This window comes from Streptosporangium sp. NPDC000563, assembly GCF_040299985.1.
GTDB lineage: Bacteria > Actinomycetota > Actinomycetes > Streptosporangiales > Streptosporangiaceae > Streptosporangium.
Window position 1 is genome coordinate 200,347 of record NZ_JBEPDA010000012.1, and the last position, 16,316, is coordinate 216,662.

At 71.0% G+C, this 16,316-nt stretch carries 15 protein-coding genes; 11 read left to right on the forward strand and 4 right to left on the reverse strand.

Translation table 11 applies throughout. The annotated features are described in order from the left end of the window. Positions 1-102: 102 nt before the first annotated feature. Genes ABT352_RS25765 through ABT352_RS25775 form a run of 3 tightly spaced genes read left to right on the forward strand, consistent with a single transcriptional unit; the run spans position 103 to position 3,346 of the window. Positions 103-951 carry a hypothetical protein gene (locus ABT352_RS25765; protein ID WP_350947486.1) on the forward strand — a complete coding sequence of 283 codons (849 nt, stop codon included), beginning with the start codon at positions 103-105 and terminating at the stop codon, positions 949-951. Continuing rightward, positions 948-2,225 (forward strand): M48 family metallopeptidase, encoded by a 1,278-nt coding sequence (locus tag ABT352_RS25770; protein ID WP_350947487.1) that lies wholly within the window; start codon positions 948-950, stop codon positions 2,223-2,225. The genes ABT352_RS25765 and ABT352_RS25770 overlap by 4 nt, the downstream gene beginning before the upstream one ends. Further along, a complete protein-coding gene (locus ABT352_RS25775) occupies positions 2,222-3,346 on the forward strand; it encodes a glycosyltransferase family 4 protein (protein WP_350947488.1) in 1,125 nt (374 codons plus the stop codon). The genes ABT352_RS25770 and ABT352_RS25775 overlap by 4 nt, the downstream gene beginning before the upstream one ends. A gap of 230 nt (positions 3,347-3,576) precedes the next feature. On the opposite strand, the gene ABT352_RS25780 is transcribed toward ABT352_RS25775, so the two are convergent. Further along, positions 3,577-5,370, reverse strand: coding sequence for an AMP-dependent synthetase/ligase (locus ABT352_RS25780; protein WP_350947489.1), 1,794 nt, complete (start codon positions 5,368-5,370; stop codon positions 3,577-3,579). A gap of 220 nt (positions 5,371-5,590) precedes the next feature. Between ABT352_RS25780 and ABT352_RS25785 the strand changes: the two genes are divergently transcribed. The 7 genes from ABT352_RS25785 to ABT352_RS25815 all read left to right on the forward strand — a co-directional run bounded on the left by ABT352_RS25785 (position 5,591) and on the right by ABT352_RS25815 (position 12,587). Next, positions 5,591-6,358: a metallophosphoesterase family protein gene (locus tag ABT352_RS25785; RefSeq protein ID WP_350947490.1), complete on the forward strand. Its 768-nt coding sequence runs from the start codon at positions 5,591-5,593 to the stop codon at positions 6,356-6,358. A gap of 170 nt (positions 6,359-6,528) precedes the next feature. Then, entirely contained in the window at positions 6,529-6,966 is a 438-nt protein-coding gene (locus ABT352_RS25790) for an SRPBCC family protein (protein ID WP_350947491.1), read from the forward strand. A 61-nt stretch (positions 6,967-7,027) separates the two neighbouring features. Then, positions 7,028-8,200 carry an ArsA family ATPase gene (locus tag ABT352_RS25795; RefSeq protein ID WP_350947492.1) on the forward strand — a complete coding sequence of 391 codons (1,173 nt, stop codon included), beginning with the start codon at positions 7,028-7,030 and terminating at the stop codon, positions 8,198-8,200. After that, the gene (locus ABT352_RS25800) at positions 8,190-9,368 is read left to right on the forward strand and encodes a hypothetical protein (protein WP_350947493.1); all 1,179 of its coding nucleotides are present in this window, start codon (positions 8,190-8,192) and stop codon (positions 9,366-9,368) included. Before ABT352_RS25795 ends, ABT352_RS25800 begins: the two co-directional genes overlap by 11 nt. 26 nt (positions 9,369-9,394) lie before the next feature. Continuing rightward, positions 9,395-10,339, forward strand: coding sequence for an ROK family glucokinase (locus ABT352_RS25805; protein WP_350947494.1), 945 nt, complete (start codon positions 9,395-9,397; stop codon positions 10,337-10,339). Between the two features lie 32 nt (positions 10,340-10,371). After that, positions 10,372-11,325 (forward strand): endonuclease/exonuclease/phosphatase family protein, encoded by a 954-nt coding sequence (locus tag ABT352_RS25810; protein ID WP_350947495.1) that lies wholly within the window; start codon positions 10,372-10,374, stop codon positions 11,323-11,325. 119 nt (positions 11,326-11,444) lie between these two features. Continuing rightward, positions 11,445-12,587 carry a hypothetical protein gene (locus ABT352_RS25815; RefSeq protein ID WP_350947496.1) on the forward strand — a complete coding sequence of 381 codons (1,143 nt, stop codon included), beginning with the start codon at positions 11,445-11,447 and terminating at the stop codon, positions 12,585-12,587. A gap of 70 nt (positions 12,588-12,657) precedes the next feature. On the opposite strand, the gene ABT352_RS25820 is transcribed toward ABT352_RS25815, so the two are convergent. Together ABT352_RS25820 and ABT352_RS25825 are read right to left on the reverse strand one after the other, a co-directional pair. Next, positions 12,658-13,134 carry a hypothetical protein gene (locus ABT352_RS25820; protein WP_350947497.1) on the reverse strand — a complete coding sequence of 159 codons (477 nt, stop codon included), beginning with the start codon at positions 13,132-13,134 and terminating at the stop codon, positions 12,658-12,660. Positions 13,135-13,200: 66 nt separating this feature from the next. Next, complete coding sequence (locus ABT352_RS25825) at positions 13,201-13,965, reverse strand: alpha/beta hydrolase (RefSeq protein ID WP_350947498.1); 765 nt, start codon at positions 13,963-13,965, stop codon at positions 13,201-13,203. A 149-nt stretch (positions 13,966-14,114) separates the two neighbouring features. Here ABT352_RS25825 and ABT352_RS25830 point away from each other — a divergent pair, with 149 nt between their 5' ends. Next, a complete protein-coding gene (locus tag ABT352_RS25830) occupies positions 14,115-14,855 on the forward strand; it encodes a lysophospholipid acyltransferase family protein (RefSeq protein ID WP_350947499.1) in 741 nt (246 codons plus the stop codon). A 120-nt stretch (positions 14,856-14,975) separates the two neighbouring features. On the opposite strand, the gene ABT352_RS25835 is transcribed toward ABT352_RS25830, so the two are convergent. After that, positions 14,976-15,983 (reverse strand): LacI family DNA-binding transcriptional regulator, encoded by a 1,008-nt coding sequence (locus ABT352_RS25835; RefSeq protein ID WP_350947500.1) that lies wholly within the window; start codon positions 15,981-15,983, stop codon positions 14,976-14,978. Between the last annotated feature and the right edge of the window lie 333 nt (positions 15,984-16,316).

The following is a 16,316-nucleotide window of genomic DNA, read 5'->3' on the forward strand; positions in this document are numbered from 1 at the left end:
AACCCACCCCCCCCCCCCCCAAACCCCCCCCCCCCCCCCCCCCCCGGCGGCCCGGGGCCGCTCCATGCCGGTCGAGATGCCGGTCAAGTACCATCGGCTCGTATGTCCGTCCCGAAAGGGCGCCGCGCCGTGCTCGCCGGGATGCTGGCGCTGATGAGCGCCGGTCCGTTCGCCGGGACGGGCCCCCTCCTGGCCGGAGCCGCACCGCTCCTCCCGCACGGCCCGTACGACGCCCGGCGCCTCCTCCGGGACCCGGGCGACCTCCGCGACCTGTGGCCGGGTGCCGCCGTCACCGTCAGGGGCGAGCACTCCCTCGTGATCGGCCACGGCGTCCCCGACGCCGTCCTGCGGGATCTGGCGGCGAGGGCCGACCGCGCCCGCGCGACGATCGCGGAGATCTGGGGGCCGGTCCCCGCGGTGATCCTCTTTCCCGCCGGCGACGCCGAGGCCGCGACGCTCGCCGGAGCCGGCAGCACCCGCGGCCTGGCCGCGATGGCGACCGCGGACCGGGTGATCGTCCTGCCCTCGGGATACGCCAGGCTCACCGAGACCGGCAGGGACGTGGTGATCACCCACGAGCTCGCCCACGTGGCCACCGGCGCGACCCGTGGTGGCCGGGTGCCGATGTGGCTGTCGGAGGGCTTCGCCGACTACGTGGGCTACCGCGACGCCGGGATCGCGGTGCGTACGGCCGCCGCCGAGCTGGCCACCGAGGTGCGCGCGGGCGTCCTGCCCGAGCGTCTGCCGGGACCGGCCGACTTCGCCCCCGGGGCGCCGAGGCTCGCGCAGGCGTACGAGGAGGCGTGGCTCGCCTGCCGGTTCGTCGCGGAGCGCTTCGGGGAGAAGGCGCTGGTGAGGCTCTACGGTAGCGATGTCGGGAGCGCGCTCGGCCTGTCGCCGGCCGAGTTCACCGCATCCTGGCGCGACTACCTCGGGAAGGAACTCACGTGACGCTGAGCACGAAGGACGCGCCCTCGGGCGTGCGGTCGGCGGGATGGGCGACGGCCGGCCTGGGGGCGGTCACGCTGGCGGTCGTGGCGTTCACCACGCCTTGGAGCGTGCTGCCCGACGGAGCTCCGCCCGTCACCCCCGATCCGGCCCGCGACTTCACCGCCGAGCAGATCGCCAGGGCCGAGACGTTCGACGCGCTGGTCAGCCTTCCCGGCTACCTGTCGCTCGGCCTGACGCTGGTCGTGGCGGGGGTGCTGATCGCCACCCCGCTGGGCGCGCGGCTCGTCGACCGGCTGCCGGGGCCGTGGTGGCTGCGGACGTTGCTCGGCGTGCTGGCGCTGTCGGTGGCCGTGGCGATCCTGCGCTGGCCCCTGGGGATGTGGTCGGAGGGCTACCTGCGCGACTTCGGGCTGTCCACCCAGGCCTGGCCCGCGTGGGCGGCGGACCGGGCCAAGAGCACCGGCATCGGCGCCGGGCTGACCGCGATCATGGTGGTGGCGGTGATCGGCCTGGCGCGACGCTACCGGCGCTGGTGGATCCCCGCGGCGGCCGGGGCGTTCGTCCTGACCGTCGCGGCCTCCTTCGCCTACCCGGTGCTCATCGAACCGGTCTTCAACGACTTCAGGCCGCTGGAGGCCGGGCCACTGCGCGACGACTTGCTCGCGATGGCCGACAGGGACGGCGTGCCGGTCGAGAACGTGCTCGTCGCCGACGCCTCCCGGCGGACCACCGCGCTCAACGCGTACGTCTCGGGTTTCGGCGCGACCCGCAGGATCGTGGTCTACGACACGCTGCTGCGCGCGCCCGCCGACGAGGTCGAGCTGGTGGTCGCGCACGAGCTGGGCCACGCCAAGGCGGACGACGTGCTGTGGGGCACGCTCGTCGGTGGCCTGGGCGCGGCGTTCGGGGCGTGCCTGCTGTACGTGGTGACCTCGGCGGGAGGCGTGCGGCGCAGGGCCGGGGTCACCTCACTCGGCGACCCGAGGGCGGTGGGGCTGGTGATGGGGGTGCTGAGCCTGGCCACGGTCCTGTCGGGGCCGGCCCAGAACCTGGTGAGCAGGCATATCGAGGCCCGCGCGGATCTGCACGCGCTCGACCTGACGAGGGATCCCGCGACGTTCGTGGCCATGCAGAAACGGCTGGCATTAACCAATATTTCGGATTTATCGCCCGATTTCGTTGAGTATGTACTTTATGTATCGCATCCCACGGCACCGCAGCGCATCGCCATGGCACGCTCCTGGGCCGGGCTGAACGGCCTCCCCGAGCCGTGAGCCGCACGCTGGTCGTCACGAACGACTTCCCGCCCCGCGCCGGAGGGATCCAGTCGTTCGTGTACGGCCTCGTCGCCCGACGCCCGCCCGGCTCGGTCGTCGTCTACGCGCCCCGGTGGACCGGCAGCGCGGCCTTCGACCTGCGCCAGCCGTACCCCGTCGTACGACACCCCACCTCGCTGATGCTGCCCACGCCCGCCGTCGCCCGCCGGGCCGCCGAGCTGGTCGCCGAGTTCGGGTGCGACACCGTGGTCTTCGGGGCGGCGGCGCCGCTCGGGCTGATCGCGCCCAGGATGCGCGAGGCCGGGGCCCACCGCGTCGTCATGGTCACCCACGGCCACGAGGCGGGCTGGACCGGGATCCCGGTCGGCCGCCAGGTGCTCGCCAGGATCGGGGCGAGCGCGGACGTGGTCACCTATCTGGGGGAGTACACCCGGCGCAGGCTGGCCGGGGTGATAGCCGAGGACAAGCTGGTCCGGCTCGCTCCCGGCGTCGACACCGAGGTCTTCCACCCGGGGGCCGGGGGAGGGCGGGTGCGCGCGAGACTCGGCCTGGGAGAGCGGCCGGTGGTGGTCTGCCTGTCCAGGCTGGTGCCGCGCAAGGGGCAGGACACGCTTCTGCGGGCCTGGCCCGGCGTGCTCAGGGACGTGCCCGGCGCGGTGCTCCTCATCGTCGGCGGGGGCCCGTACCGCAGGACCCTGGAGCGGCTGGCCCGGCCGCTGGGCGGCTCGGTCAGGATGACCGGCCCCGTGTCCGAGGCCGAGCTGCCCGGCTACCTCGCCGCGGGCGACGTGTTCGCGATGCCGTGCCGCACCCGACTGGGCGGCGTCGACGTGGAAGGGCTCGGCATCGTCTACCTGGAGGCCTCCGCGAGCGGCCTGCCCGTGGTGGCCGGCTCCTCGGGCGGCGCCCCCGACGCCGTACTGCGCGGGGAGACGGGCCTGGTCGTCGACGGCACCCGCCCGCGGGAGGTCGAGGCGGCCCTGATCGGCCTGCTCAAGGACGGGGCCGGGGCGCGTGCCATGGGGGAACGCGGGCGCGAGTGGGTGGCGCGCGAGTGGAGCTGGGACCTCGCGGCCTCCCGCTTCGCGCGCCTCCTGGAACCGGCGGAGACCCCCTGACGGGAGGACCTGCCTCCTGGCCGTGCAGGGGCCGCTGAGACCTCTGGCGGTGGCGAGACACGCGGTCCTGGGGTCGTGAAGGGATCCCGCTGAGACTCCTCGCGAGAGGTCTCAGATGGGCACCCGGCCGTAAGCGGGGCCGCGCGGACCTCTCAGCCGTGGAGGGATTCGACGGGGACCTCTCGTGAGAGGCCCCAGCGGGCATCCGGTTGTAAGCGGGGCCGTGAAGATCAGCCGTAGAGGGATTCGACCTGCTTGGCGAAGTCGCGCATCACGATATTGCGCTTGATCTTCAGGGTCGGGGTGAGGTGCCCGCTCTCCTCGTTGATGTCGAGGTCGAGGATGACGAACTTCTTGATCTGCTCGGCCTTGGAGACGGACCTGTTGGCGCCGTCCACCGCCTTCTGCACCTCGGCGACGATCGCCGGATCGGAGCTGAGGGTGGCGAGGTCAGCGCCGGTCCTGTCGTTGGCGGCCTTCCACTGCTCCAGGGCCTCGACGTCGAGCGTGATGAGCGCCGCGACGAACGGCCTGTCGTCGCCGACCACCATCGCCTGGCTGATCAGCGGGTGGGCCCGGATGTGGTCCTCCATCGGGGCCGGGGCGACGTTCTTGCCCGCGGCGGTGACGATGATCTCCTTCTTCCTGCCGGTGATGCGGAGATAGCCGTCCTTGTCGAGCTCGCCGATGTCGCCGGTGTGGAACCAGCCGTCCGCGTCGATCGCCTCCGCGGTGGCCGCCTCGTTGTTCCAGTAGCCCTTGAAGACGTGGCGGCCCTTGACGAGCACCTCGCCGTCGTCGCCGATGCCGATGGTGACGCCGGGGAACGGCTTGCCGACGGTGCCGATCTTGTTGGCTCCCGGCATGTTGACCGAGGACGGCGCGGAGGTCTCGGTGAGGCCCCAGCCCTCCAGGGTCTCGATGCCCACGCCGCGGAAGAAGTGGCCGAGCCGCTCGCCGAGGGCGGAACCGCCGGACACCGCCGTCGTCAGCCTGCCTCCGGTCGCGGCGCGGATCTTGCCGTAGACGAGCTTGTCGAACAGGGTGTGCTTGAGCCGAAGGCCCAGCCCCGCGCCACCCGCCGACTCGGCCCTGCTCCAGGCGACGGCGGTGTCGGCCGCGGCGTGGAAGATCTTCCCCTTGCCCTCGGCGGTCGCCTTCTGCTCGGCGCCGTTGTAGACCTTCTCGAACACACGGGGCACGCCCAGCAGGAACGTGGGCTTGAAGGCCTGCAGGTCGGGGGCGACGTTCTTCATGTTGGGGGTGTGCGCGAGGATCGTGGCCGTCTCGATCAGCACGATCTCGATGATGCGGGCGAAGACGTGCGCGAGCGGCAGGAAGAGCAGCGCCGCCCTCTCCTCCACGACGAACAGCCGCTCCAGCGGGCCTTTCGCGACGTTCCTCGCGGTGAACAGCAGGTTGTCGTGGGTGAGGCTGCAGCCCTTGGGCCTGCCGGTGGTGCCCGAGGTGTAGACGATGGTCGCCAGGTCGGCGATGCCGCGACTCGACCTGCGCTCCGCGAGCGTCTCGTCGGAGACCTCGGCGCCGAGCGCGGTGAGCTCCTCCAGGGCACCGCCCTCGATGCGCCAGACGTTCTTGAGGCCGGGCAGGCCGGACGCGTCCTCGCGGATCGTCTCCTCGTGCGACTCCAACTCGGCGAACACGGCCTTCGCGCCGCTGTCGGAGATGATCCAGGCGACCTGGTCGGCGGAGGAGGACTCGTAGATCGGCACGCCCACCGCGCCCGCGGTCCAGATCGCGTAGTCGATCACGGTCCACTCGTAGCGGGTGCGCGACATCAGGGCCACCCGGTCGCCGGGCTCCACCCCGGCCGCGATCAGGCCCTTGGCCACCCCGGCGACCTGGTCGCGGAACTCACGGGCGGTGACGGCGATCCAGTCGTCGCCCACCTTGCGCCGCAGGGCGACGACGTCGGGCTCCTCCTTCGCGCGGCGGAACACGGTGTCGGTGAGGTTGGCGGAGGCGGGGACATCCACCAGCACGGGGACGCTGTACTCGCGCACGGGTCACTCCTGGAGACGCACGATCGATGGGCTGTCTGGAAGTTATCGCGATAAGTTACGTGTGGGTAAATTCGTCACCCAGGCGTTATGAAGACTGATTTCACCGTAGCAAGTACCGTCACAGCGGACCGTCGGCCGCGCCGTACGCCTGCAAGCTGGGCTCGCGCCCTGCGAGATTCGTCCCATATGGCCCTACTCGTTGGTGGTGAGGATGTCTGACATGCGGGTTCACGTCGTCAGTGACGTACACGGAAGAGCCGACGCGCTGGCCCGCGCGGGAGACGGCGCCGACGCGCTCATCTGCCTGGGCGACCTCATCCTGTTCGTCGACTACGAGGACCACTCCCAGGGCATCTTCGCCGAGCTCTTCGGGGCCGAGCGGGCGGGGGAGTTCATCGCGCTGCGTACGGCCAAGCGGTTCGAGGAGGCACGGGCCATGTCCTCCGCGCTGTGGGCCTCGCTGGAGGGCGACCCGCGCGACCACATCGAGCGCTCCGTCCGGCGGCAGTACGGCGAGATCTTCGCCGCGATGCCGACCCCCGCGTACATCACCTACGGCAACGTGGACCTGCCGGTCTACTGGCCGGAGTACGTCAGGGAGGGGCACCGGGTGCTCGACGGCGAGACCGTGGAGATCGGGGGGCTGCGGTTCGGTTTCGTGGGGGGCGGGCTGCGCACCCAGTACCGGACCCCGTACGAGATCGACGACGAGGAGTTCGCCCGCAAGGTCGAGGCCGTCGGCGAGGTCGACGTGCTCTGCTGCCACATCCCTCCCGCGATCCCCGAACTGCTCTACGACGTGGTCGCCCGGCGCTTCGAGCGGGGCAGCGAGGCCACCCTGGAGCTGATCAGACGGACCCAGCCGCGCTACGCCCTGTTCGGCCACGTCCACCAGCCCCTGGCCGCCCGCACCCGGATCGGCAGGACCGAATGCCTCAACGTGGGGCACTTCAGAAACAAAGGCGTCCCCTACGTGCTGGAGCTTTAGCCGATCCGGCGCCGGACGGGCGCCTCGGGGGCACGGCTTCCCGTCGTCGGGTTCCCGTCACCGGCCCGTCACCGGCCCGTCACCGTCCACCGCCGTCGTGGTGTCCCCGCCTGGCCACGCCCGGCCCCGCCGGGCGTACATCGGCGATCGTGAGGCAGTACGGTTGCCCCATGGCTGATCGCACCACCTCCAGCATCAAGATCGGCGCGGACCGGTCGACCGTCATGACGGTCATCGCCGACTTCCCCTCGTACCCGGAGTGGGCCGGTCAGGTGAAGGCCGCGCGCGTCCTGTCCACGGGGGAGGACGGCCGGCCCGCCACGGTCCGGTTCGTCCTCGACGCGGGTGTGATCAGCGACGAGTACACCCTCCGCTACACCTGGCACGGTGAGGAGTCCGTCGACTGGAGCATCGCCGAGGCCGGAAAGATGGTCTCCGGGCTCACCGGGAGCTATCGTCTTGCCGACGCGGGCAACGGCACCGAGGTGACGTACGAGCTCGCCGTGGATCTCAAGGTCCCGATGATCGGCATGATCAAGCGGAAGGCGGAGAAGGTCATCATCGACACCGCCCTGAAGGGGCTGAAGAAGCGCGTCGAGACCCCATGAGGGTGGGGGAGGCGCGGCACGGCGCGGAGCGCGGCTCCACGTCCTTCCGCCGGGAGGTGGCGTGAGCAGGGTCCTGCTCTTCACCGGCAAGGGCGGCGTCGGCAAGACGACCGCCGCCGCCGCGACGGCCACACTCGCCGCCCGGTCCGGGCTCAAGACCCTGGTGGTCTCCACCGACACCGCCCACTCGCTCGCCGACGCCCTCGGCGTGCGCGCGGGCGGGGAGCCCACGGAGATCGCGCCCGGTCTCTCCCTCTACCAGGTCGACACCCAGAAGGTGCTGGAACGCCAGTGGGGCGAGCTGCGCGACTACGCCAGGGGCGTCTTCGCCGAGCTCGGCCTCGACGAGGTGACCGCCGAGGAGATCACGGTGCTGCCCGGCGCCGAGGAGATCATCGCGCTCCTCGAACTGCGCGAGCAGGCGCGCACCGGCCTGTGGGACGTCATCGTCATCGACTGCGCCCCGACCGCCGAGACACTCCGGCTGCTCGCCCTGCCCGAGGCCCTCGACTGGCACGTGAACCGGCTGCTGCCCGTCGGCAGGCGGCTGCTCGGCGCCCTTTCCCCGCTGGTCCGCCGCCTGGCGCAGGTCAGCATGCCGGAAGACCACGTGATCGGCGCGGGCGAGCGGCTCCACCGGGGCCTGCTGGAGGTTCGCGAACTGCTCACCGGACCCGACGCGAGCGTCCGGCTGGTGCTCACCCCCGAGGCCGTCGTGCTCGCCGAGGCCCGGCGCACGCTGACCTCCCTCAGCCTGTACGGCTACCGGGTGGACGCGGTGGTCGCGAACCGTGTCTTCCCCGCGGAGGGCGCCGACCCGTGGCGGGAGAGATGGGTGCGAGCCCAGGCCCGCCACCTGGCCGAGGTCGAGGAGTCGTTCGCGCCGCTGCCCGTGCACATCGTGCCGTACCTGGAGGCCGAGCCCGTCGGCCTCGACGCCCTCATCACCGTCGCCGAGGCCATGTACGGCGAGAGCGACCCCTTCGCGCCGCCCTCCGTCGACCCGCCGCTGCGGATCACCGCCGACGGCGAGCTGTTCCTCGCCCTGCCGCTCGCGGACAAGGACGAGGTGGATCTGGCGCGCAAGGGCGACGAGCTGATCGTCAACGCCGGTTCCTACCGCCGTGTCCTGGCCCTGCCCGCCGCACTGGCCCGCAGGCCGGTGCGGGACGCCGCGCTCCGAGATGGGTTTCTCCGGGTACGGTTCGAATCGGGAGGGCCTGATGACCGATAACACGAATGACGCTGAGAAGACCCCGAAGCCGCGTGCGCCGAGGAAGCCGCGGAAGAGTGCCGCCGCGAAGCCGCCGCCCGAGGTCGGAGACATCGGGGGCGCCGAGAGCACCGAGAGCACCGAGAGCACCGAGAGCGCCGAGAGCACCGAGAGCACAGGAAACGTCGAGGCCGCCGGGGGCGCGGGGGCCGCGGGCAAGGCTCAGAGGAGCCGCCGACCGGCGAAGACGACGGCCAGGAAGAGCCGGCCCGTGGAGCCGGCCGGGGAGTCCCCGCGGGGAGGACCTGCCGGGTCGCCTGAGCCCGTCGAGCCCGTCGAGCCCGTCGAGCCCGTTGTGCGGGCTGAGCCGGTGGAGGCCGTCGAGCGACAGCAGGACGCGGGGGAGCCCGTGCGGGCCGAGCGTGTCGAGAAGGTCGCGCGCCTGGAGGTGGTCGAGGTGGAGACCGTGGCCGAGGCCGCGCCCTCCGAGCGGCCCCCGGGCTCCGGCCAGGCTCCGGGTTCCGAGCAGGTCTCGCCCGCCGAGCAGGCCGAGCGCGACGCGCGCGCCGAGTGGTTCGAGCGCGCCGACCGGGCCAGGCGTGAGGAGCGGGCGGCCGGATGGACCCCTTGGTCCCGGCCGGGCGACCGCGCCGAGGCCACGAGCCGGGAGAAGGACACCGCCGCCGAAGAACGAGCGCGTGAGGAGCGGGCACGTGAGCAACGTGCGCGCGACGAGCGGGCGCGTGAGGAGCGGCGGGTACGGGAGGAGCGGTCCCAGGGGGGCAAGGACCCGCTGGGCACCGCCGCCGAGGAGGCGTTCAAGCTCTTCGACACCCTGCAGCAGAAAGCCACCAGGGAACTGCGCAAGAATCTGATCAAGGGCACGATGACCGGGGTCGGCAGCGCGCTTTCCGGTGGCGGGCGCGGAAGAAGAGAGCGGGACGTGTGGGAGGAGGCGGTCTCGGAGCATGAGGAGTACATCTGCCGGGCCTGCCCCGTCTGCCGCGCGATGGCCGCGCAGCGTGAGTCGGGCGGCGGCGCCGTCACCGACCACCTCATGCAGGCGGGCACCGAGCTGTTCGCCGCCTTCAAGTCGGCCGTCGACGGACTCGGCAAGCCCGCGCCCGCACAGCGGGAGCGCGAGCGCGAGCGAGGAGACACCCCCGTGGAGCACATCGACCTGGGGTGAGCCCAGGGGGAGAGGATGAATGGACAATGGCGCTGACCATCGGTGTGGACATCGGCGGTACGAAGGTCGCGGCGGGAGTCGTCGACGAGGACGGCCTGATCATCGAGCATGCTCTGCGGCCCACCCCGGCGGAGAATCCGGACCAGGTGGCCAACACGATCGGTGACGTGATCCTGGAGCTCTCCAAGGACCGGGAGATCGAGGCCGTCGGACTCGGCGCGGCCGGGTTCGTCGACGAGACCAGGTCCATTGTCCGCTTCGCCCCCAACCTCGCCTGGCGCGAGGAGGCGCTGCAGAAGAAGGTCTCCGACATGGTCGGCCTTCCGGTCGTGGTGGAGAACGACGCCAACGCGATGGCGTGGGGCGAGGCGAGGTTCGGCGCGGGACGCGGCGAGACCCACCTGGTGTGCGTGACCGTCGGCACCGGCATCGGCGGAGGCATCGTCTTCGACGGCTCCCTGTACCGGGGGCGCTGGGGCATGGGCGCCGAACTCGGCCACATGCAGGTGGTCCCCGACGGGCGCCTGTGCGGGTGCGGCAACCTCGGCTGCTGGGAGCGGTACGCGAGCGGCAGCGCCCTCGTGATGGAGGCCAAGCTGATCGCCGAGGCCGAGCCGGACCGGGCCGTCAAGCTCCTGGAGATCGCCGGAGGAACGCCCGACCAGATCGAGGGCCAGGAGGTCACCGAGGCGGCCAGGCAGGGCGACCCGGCCGCGCTCGCCGCGTTCTCCTCGATGGCCCGCTGGATCGGCCAGGGCCTGGCCGACCTCGCCGCCGTCCTCGACCCGGGCTGCTTCGTCCTCGGCGGCGGCGTCTCGCGCGCCGCGGACCTGTGGATCGACGAGACCCGCGAGTTCTTCAACACCCACCTGAGCGGACGGGGGCACCGCCCGCTGGCCGAGGTCCGCTGCGCCGAACTCGGCCCCTCGGCGGGCCTGGTGGGCGCCGCGGACCTCGCCCGCAGGCGCTGACGGCCTCCTCGCCATCCGTACCGGTCGCCCGCATGCCAATCGGAGCGGGCGACTGGTATGCCCTGCGGCGCGCGGTTATCCTCGCGGCACGCGTCGCGAATCGAGGTGGCCGGGTGCTCAGGATCGCCAGCTACAACGTGCGCTCCATGAAGGACGACGTCCCGGCGCTGGGACGGGTGGTCGCCGCGCTCCGCGCCGACGTGCTCTGCGTGCAGGAGGCGCCCCGTTTCCTGTTCTGGCGTCGCAGGAGAAGGCGGCTCGCCTCATTCGGCGGGCTCGCCGTGGCCGCGGGCCGCCGCAGGGGCGGGGTCGCGGTGCTGACCGGCCCCGGGGTGCGGCTGCTGCACGGGGAGGGCCGTCTCCTGGAGTCCTTCTTTCCCCTGGAGCGGCGCGCCATCGCGATCGCCGTGGTGGAGTCGGGGGGACGGCGGGTCGCCGTCGGCTCCGTCCATCTGGATCTCGACGAGACCGCCCGGCGCCGCCACGCGGACGAGGCGGTGAGGTTGCTGAGGGCGGTGGCCGACCGGTTCGACGCGCTGCCGGTGCTGGCGGGAGACATCAACGAGCAGTCCGGTCAGCCGAGCTGGCGTCACCTCACCGAGCGGCTCACCGACTGCTACCCGGTCTCGCCGCGCGGCGACGGCTTCACCTTTCCCGCCAAAGGCCCGCACAAGCGGATCGACGCGATCTTCGCGGTGGAGGGCCTCTCGGTGGTCTCCTGCGGCGGGGCCGACGCGGACCCCGCCGACCTGGTGGCCGCCACCGACCACCTGCCGGTGATCGCCGAGCTTGACCACTCGCGCCCCGGGACCGGCCAACCGGATCCGGCCACGGGTACCGGCTCCGGTACGGGCCCGGTGAGGTCACCCGATGTGGGCGGGCCGCGGGGCGCCACGCGGGACGACCCCGATACGGGCCTTTCCGGGGAGCCGGACGCGGGTCTTCCCGGGGAGCCGGACGTGGGTCTTATGAGGGAGCCCGGATGACGAGCGGTTCCGTGCCAGGGAAAATTTCCGTGACGGGGAAAGGACGTCTTTCCAGATAGCGCCCGTCAAGTGAGGAGACCGGCACGCGGGGAGTGGATGAGCCCCGTACCATTTGAAACATGACCCGTCGCCTTCCGCGGCGTGCGCTGGTTCTCTGCGCGGGAGGCCTGCTCCTGCTGTCCTCGCAAGCGTTCCCAGCCCATGCCGACCCTGTCAGCCCGCCCGCGATCGAGGCGTGGCAGGCTCCGGTGAGCGCGGGCCTGAGCAGTGACGGGTCGCTGTCCGACGTGGTGGGGGTCTCGGCCACGAGCGTGTGGGCGGTCGGCCAGCAGAGTGTCTGGGACGTCTGGCAGAGCCGGGGCGCGATCACCCACTGGGACGGCTCCTCGTGGAGCGAGGTCGGCATCCGCAACGACCCGACCGGCGCCGGGCCGCTGCGCTCGGTCGCGGCGGCCTCACCGACCGAGCTGTGGGCCGTCGGCGAGGGGCACGACGGCCTCCCCTACCTGGCGAGGGGAGACGGGGCGTCCTTCGACAGGGTCATCGTCGACAAGCTGCACGCCGGCGACTGGCTGGGCGGGGTGGCGGCCGTTCCGGGCCGGGTGGTCGCCGTCGGGCGGCGCGACAAGGTGCCCATGGTCGTGACCGGCACCGGCTCGAAGTGGAAGCTCACCCAGCTTCCCGACAAGGGCGCGCTGTACGGGGTGGCGCTGTCGGGCAAGAGCGACGGGTGGGCGGTGGGCGACACCGGCGGCAAGCCGTTGATCATGAAGCAGTCCGGTGGGCGCTGGAAGACCTACAAGACCCCCCGGATTCCGGGCGGCTACCTGCGTGACGTCCACCTCGACGGCCCCAAGCGGGCCCTCGCCGTCGGCGGCGTCTACCGGGAGAACGGGGGGATCGTCCCGCTCGCCCTGTCGTGGAACGGCAAGAAGTGGTCTCGGGTCTCCCTCCCCGAGGGAGACGTCCGGCTGTACGGGGTGACGGGCGACCGCAAGGGCCGCTACTGGATCTCCGGGGTCGATCTGGATCGACCGGGGGAGGCCTTCCTGCTCCGGTACGACGGGCGCAAGGTCAAGACGCTGCGCGGCCCTGAGACCGCCGCTCCCCGGACGGTGCGGCTCCAGTCGGTGGCCTACCTGCCGGGCACCGACACCGTGTGGACCGTCGGCCACGTGGTCGACGCCTCCGGCAAGTACACCGACGTGATCGAGCGCTTCGGCGACTCGGCGCGTGCCGGATCGGCACGCACCAAGCAGTAGCGGACTCGGGGCGCACCGACTCAGGGCGCCAAGCAATGGCGGACTCGGGGCGCACCGAGCAGCAGGCCGCTCAGATGACCGCGCCGTCGTCCCAGCCGGAGTCGTTGGGCGGGCCGTCACCCATGCGGACCACCAGCGCCACGAAGCCGCCGATGAACGCCGCGACCGCGGTGAAGAGCATCCATCCCTGCAGGTTCCAGCCGAGCGCGGCGCTGAGCAGCAGGTAGGCGGGGCCGCCGAACAGCGCGAGCCATGCGATCTTGGTGGTGGCGTCGGTCTTGGGCAGCGGGGGTGGGGGCGGAGGCACGTAGTGCCCCTCCTCGTCCTCGCCGCCGGACTGCTCCGTGCCGGTTTCGGCCTCGTCGGCGGGATCGTCCTCACGCAGGAGGTCTTCCTCGTCCGATTGCTTGATCACCCGTCGCGGAGGCTCGGCCGGGAGGTTCTCGCTGTCCGGCCACGGCTGATCTGCCGAGTCGCGCTCGGCGGTGTCGTTGAAGGACGCGACGATCTGACGCCAGACCTCGTCCTCATCGCTTTGAGGTGTCACCTAGTTGGGCTCGTTGCTCATCGGTCGATCACTTTCTCCCGAAGACCGCGCATCCCCCGCTCGCGATCAGTCTCTCTGCAAGGGTACAGACGCGTTCGAGGTGATGAACTCCAGGCTCCCCGCGAAGATCCGTTCAGCGTCGTTGTCAAGCGTCGCGACATGGTAGCTGTCGGCGAGCTCCACCACATTCAGATTCCCCTTGGTCAGCCTCTCCCGCAGAATACGCACACTCATCGGTTTCACAACATGATCCTGCGGACTATGGAAAACCAGGACGGGCTGGGTGATTTTACCCAGCTCCGACCGGGTCAGCGACCACAGCCGCAGGAGGGTGGCCGCGGCCTTGACCGGCGTACGCGTGTAGCCGAGCTCGGCCGCCCCCTCCTTCTTGATGTCCCCGGCCACGCCCGGCACCGACGCGACCACGAACTTGAGCAGGGGAGCCAGTCTGAGCAGTGGCACGTCGTTGACGATCGACGGGTTGACGACCACCACTCCCTTGATTCCGTCGCCGTGCACCTCGGCGAGCCGCAGCGCCATGCACCCGCCCAGTGAAAGGCCCATCACGAAGACTTCGGCGCAGTTGCCGCGCAGGTCCGCCAGGGCCTTGTCCAGCTCGGCGTACCAGTCCTCCCAGCCGGTGCGGGCCATCTCCCGCCAGGTGGTGCCGTGGCCGGGCAGCCTCGGCAGCGCCACCGTCAGGCCCGCCGCCGCCAGGTATTCGCCCCAGGGGCGCAACGACTGCGGCGATCCGGTGAATCCGTGGCAGAGCAGGACGCCGATCTGTCCTCCCGCATGGTGGTACGCCTCCGCACCGGGCATGACTGGCATCGCGGCTCCTAGTAAGGTTCGCCTGATCGTCGCACGACTGGGACATGTTTTGCGAGAGGTCGATTTGGGTGGTTCGGTGGGGTAGGTGGCCGGGATCTGAAGTGGGAGGATAACTCCAGATTCTCGGCTGTCAATCGAAGGAGCATCGAGTGTTCTACTGGGTGGTGAAGGCCATCCTCTCGCCCTTACTTCATCTGATTTTCCGCCCCTGGGTGGAGGGTGTGGGGAACGTGCCGAAGCAAGGGCCGGTGATCCTGGCCGGAAACCACCTGTCGTTCGCCGACCACTTCTTCGGGGCGCTGTTCCTGCGGCGCAAGGTGATCTCTCTCGGCAAGTCCGACTATTTCACCGGCCGAGGTCTCAAGGGGCGGTTGAGCAAGGCCTTCTTCAGCGGCGTCGGCACCGTGCCCATCGACCGCTCCGGCGGCAAGGCGAGCGAGGCGGCGTTGCGCACCGGCAAGCGCATCCTCGGCGAGGGGAACGTGCTCGCCATCTATCCCGAGGGTACGCGTTCCCATGACGGCCGCCTCTACAAGGGCAAGACCGGGGTGGCCCGCCTCGCGCTGGAGGCGCGGGTGCCGGTCGTCCCGTGGGCGATGGTCAACACCTTCGAGATGATGCCCCCGGGCAGCGTCCTTCCCAAGCTGGGCATCCGCCCGGGGGTGAAGTTCGGCAAGCCGCTCGACTTCAGCCGCTACTACGGGATGGAGGAGGACCGCCTCGTCCTGCGCGCCGTCACCGACGAGATCATGTACGCGCTGATGGAGCTCTCCGGCCAGGAGTACGTCGACAAATACGCCGCGAGTGCCAAGGTCGAGGCCGCCCGCGCCGCCAAGGAGGCGAAGGAGGCCGCCAGGCAGGCCGCGAAGGAGGCGCGCAAGCGCTCCTGACCGGGCCGCGTCGTCACCGGTGCGGCGGGATCAAAGGGCGGTGAAGCCGATCCGAGGGCTGGGCGGAGTGGCTGGCGAATCAGGATCAAAAGGGTGAGGCAGGGTGACCGGTGAGGTGGGTCAGCGGGTCGACTCGCGGATCACCAGCTCGGGTTGGAACATGATCTGCTGATGGGCGTGCGAGCCGGGGTTGTCGCACTCGTCCAGCAGCAGCTCGGTGGCGACCCGGCCCAGCCGGTGGGTCGGCTGCCGGATGGAGCTGAGCGAGACCGTCGACGCCGAGGCGAAGTCGATGTCGTCGTAACCGATGAGGGAGACGTCCTGGGGGACCCGTACGCCCGCCTGGAGCAGCCCGCGCAACATGCCCAGGGCGAGCAGGTCGTTCGCGCAGAACACGGCGTCGGGCAGCCGCCCCTCGGAGATCAGCTTCTCCGCCGCCTGCTGCCCCGACCTGGTGTTCATCGCGCTCATCGCGATCTCCTGCAGTGCCTCCCCGGGGTCGCGGCCGGCGGCGCTCAGCGCCCGCTCCGCGCCGATCAGGCGGTCGGCGCCTTGGCGGATGGTGTGCGGGCCGCTGACGTAGGCGATCCGCTCGGCTCCGGTGGAGAGCAGGTGGGAGACCGCGAGCGAGCCGCCGGCGATGTCGTTGACCGCGACCGAGCACTGGTCGGCGTGTTCGGCGGGGTGGCTCACCAGGACCACGCTGATGCCACGCTTCTTGAGCTGGTCGATTTTGGTCAAATTCGCCCCGGCGGGCGTGATGAGCACCCCGCGGACCCGCTGTTCGGCGAAGACCAGGAGGTTGCGCTCCTCCTTGAGGAACTCGCCCGAGGAGTTGCCCAGGATCACCGCATACCCGCGCTCGCTGGCCACATCCTCGACCCCCGCCGCCACGTCGGTGAAGAAGGGGTTGCCGATGTCGATGACCGACAGGCCGAGGGTGCGGCTGTGCCCGGCGCGCAGGCTGGAGGCCGAACCGTGCCGGACGAACCCCAGGTCGCGGATGGCCTCCTCGACCCGGGCGCGGGTGGACTCGGCGACCTTGTCCGGCCAGTTGAGCACGTTGGATACCGTTCCTGGGGAGACCCCGGCGCGTGTCGCGACTTCCTTAATGCTCACCGAGCTCATGTGCACTGATTAAAACGTAACAACCTTCGGTTCGCTAGTGAGTTTAGACACTTTCGTCCTACTTGACTGGTTTCGTCCCTCGGTCCGACGCGGTGATGTTGACGGTGCCCGTGGGTGGCACGCGGCGTTTTCGCCGTCGTTGAAACGTTTTCAAGAAGCGCTCGGATCTTGCGCGACGGTTTTCCCGGCGTCCGAGGGAGGATCGTCCGGCCTGTTCACGCTCTCGCCGACAGGCCGGACCGTTACTGATTCCATAGTCGGATATCAGCAATCCGGGCGTTACCGCCCGGAAGGTCCGTCACGGTGTCACCGAAGCGCGGGCTGCGCTTCGGT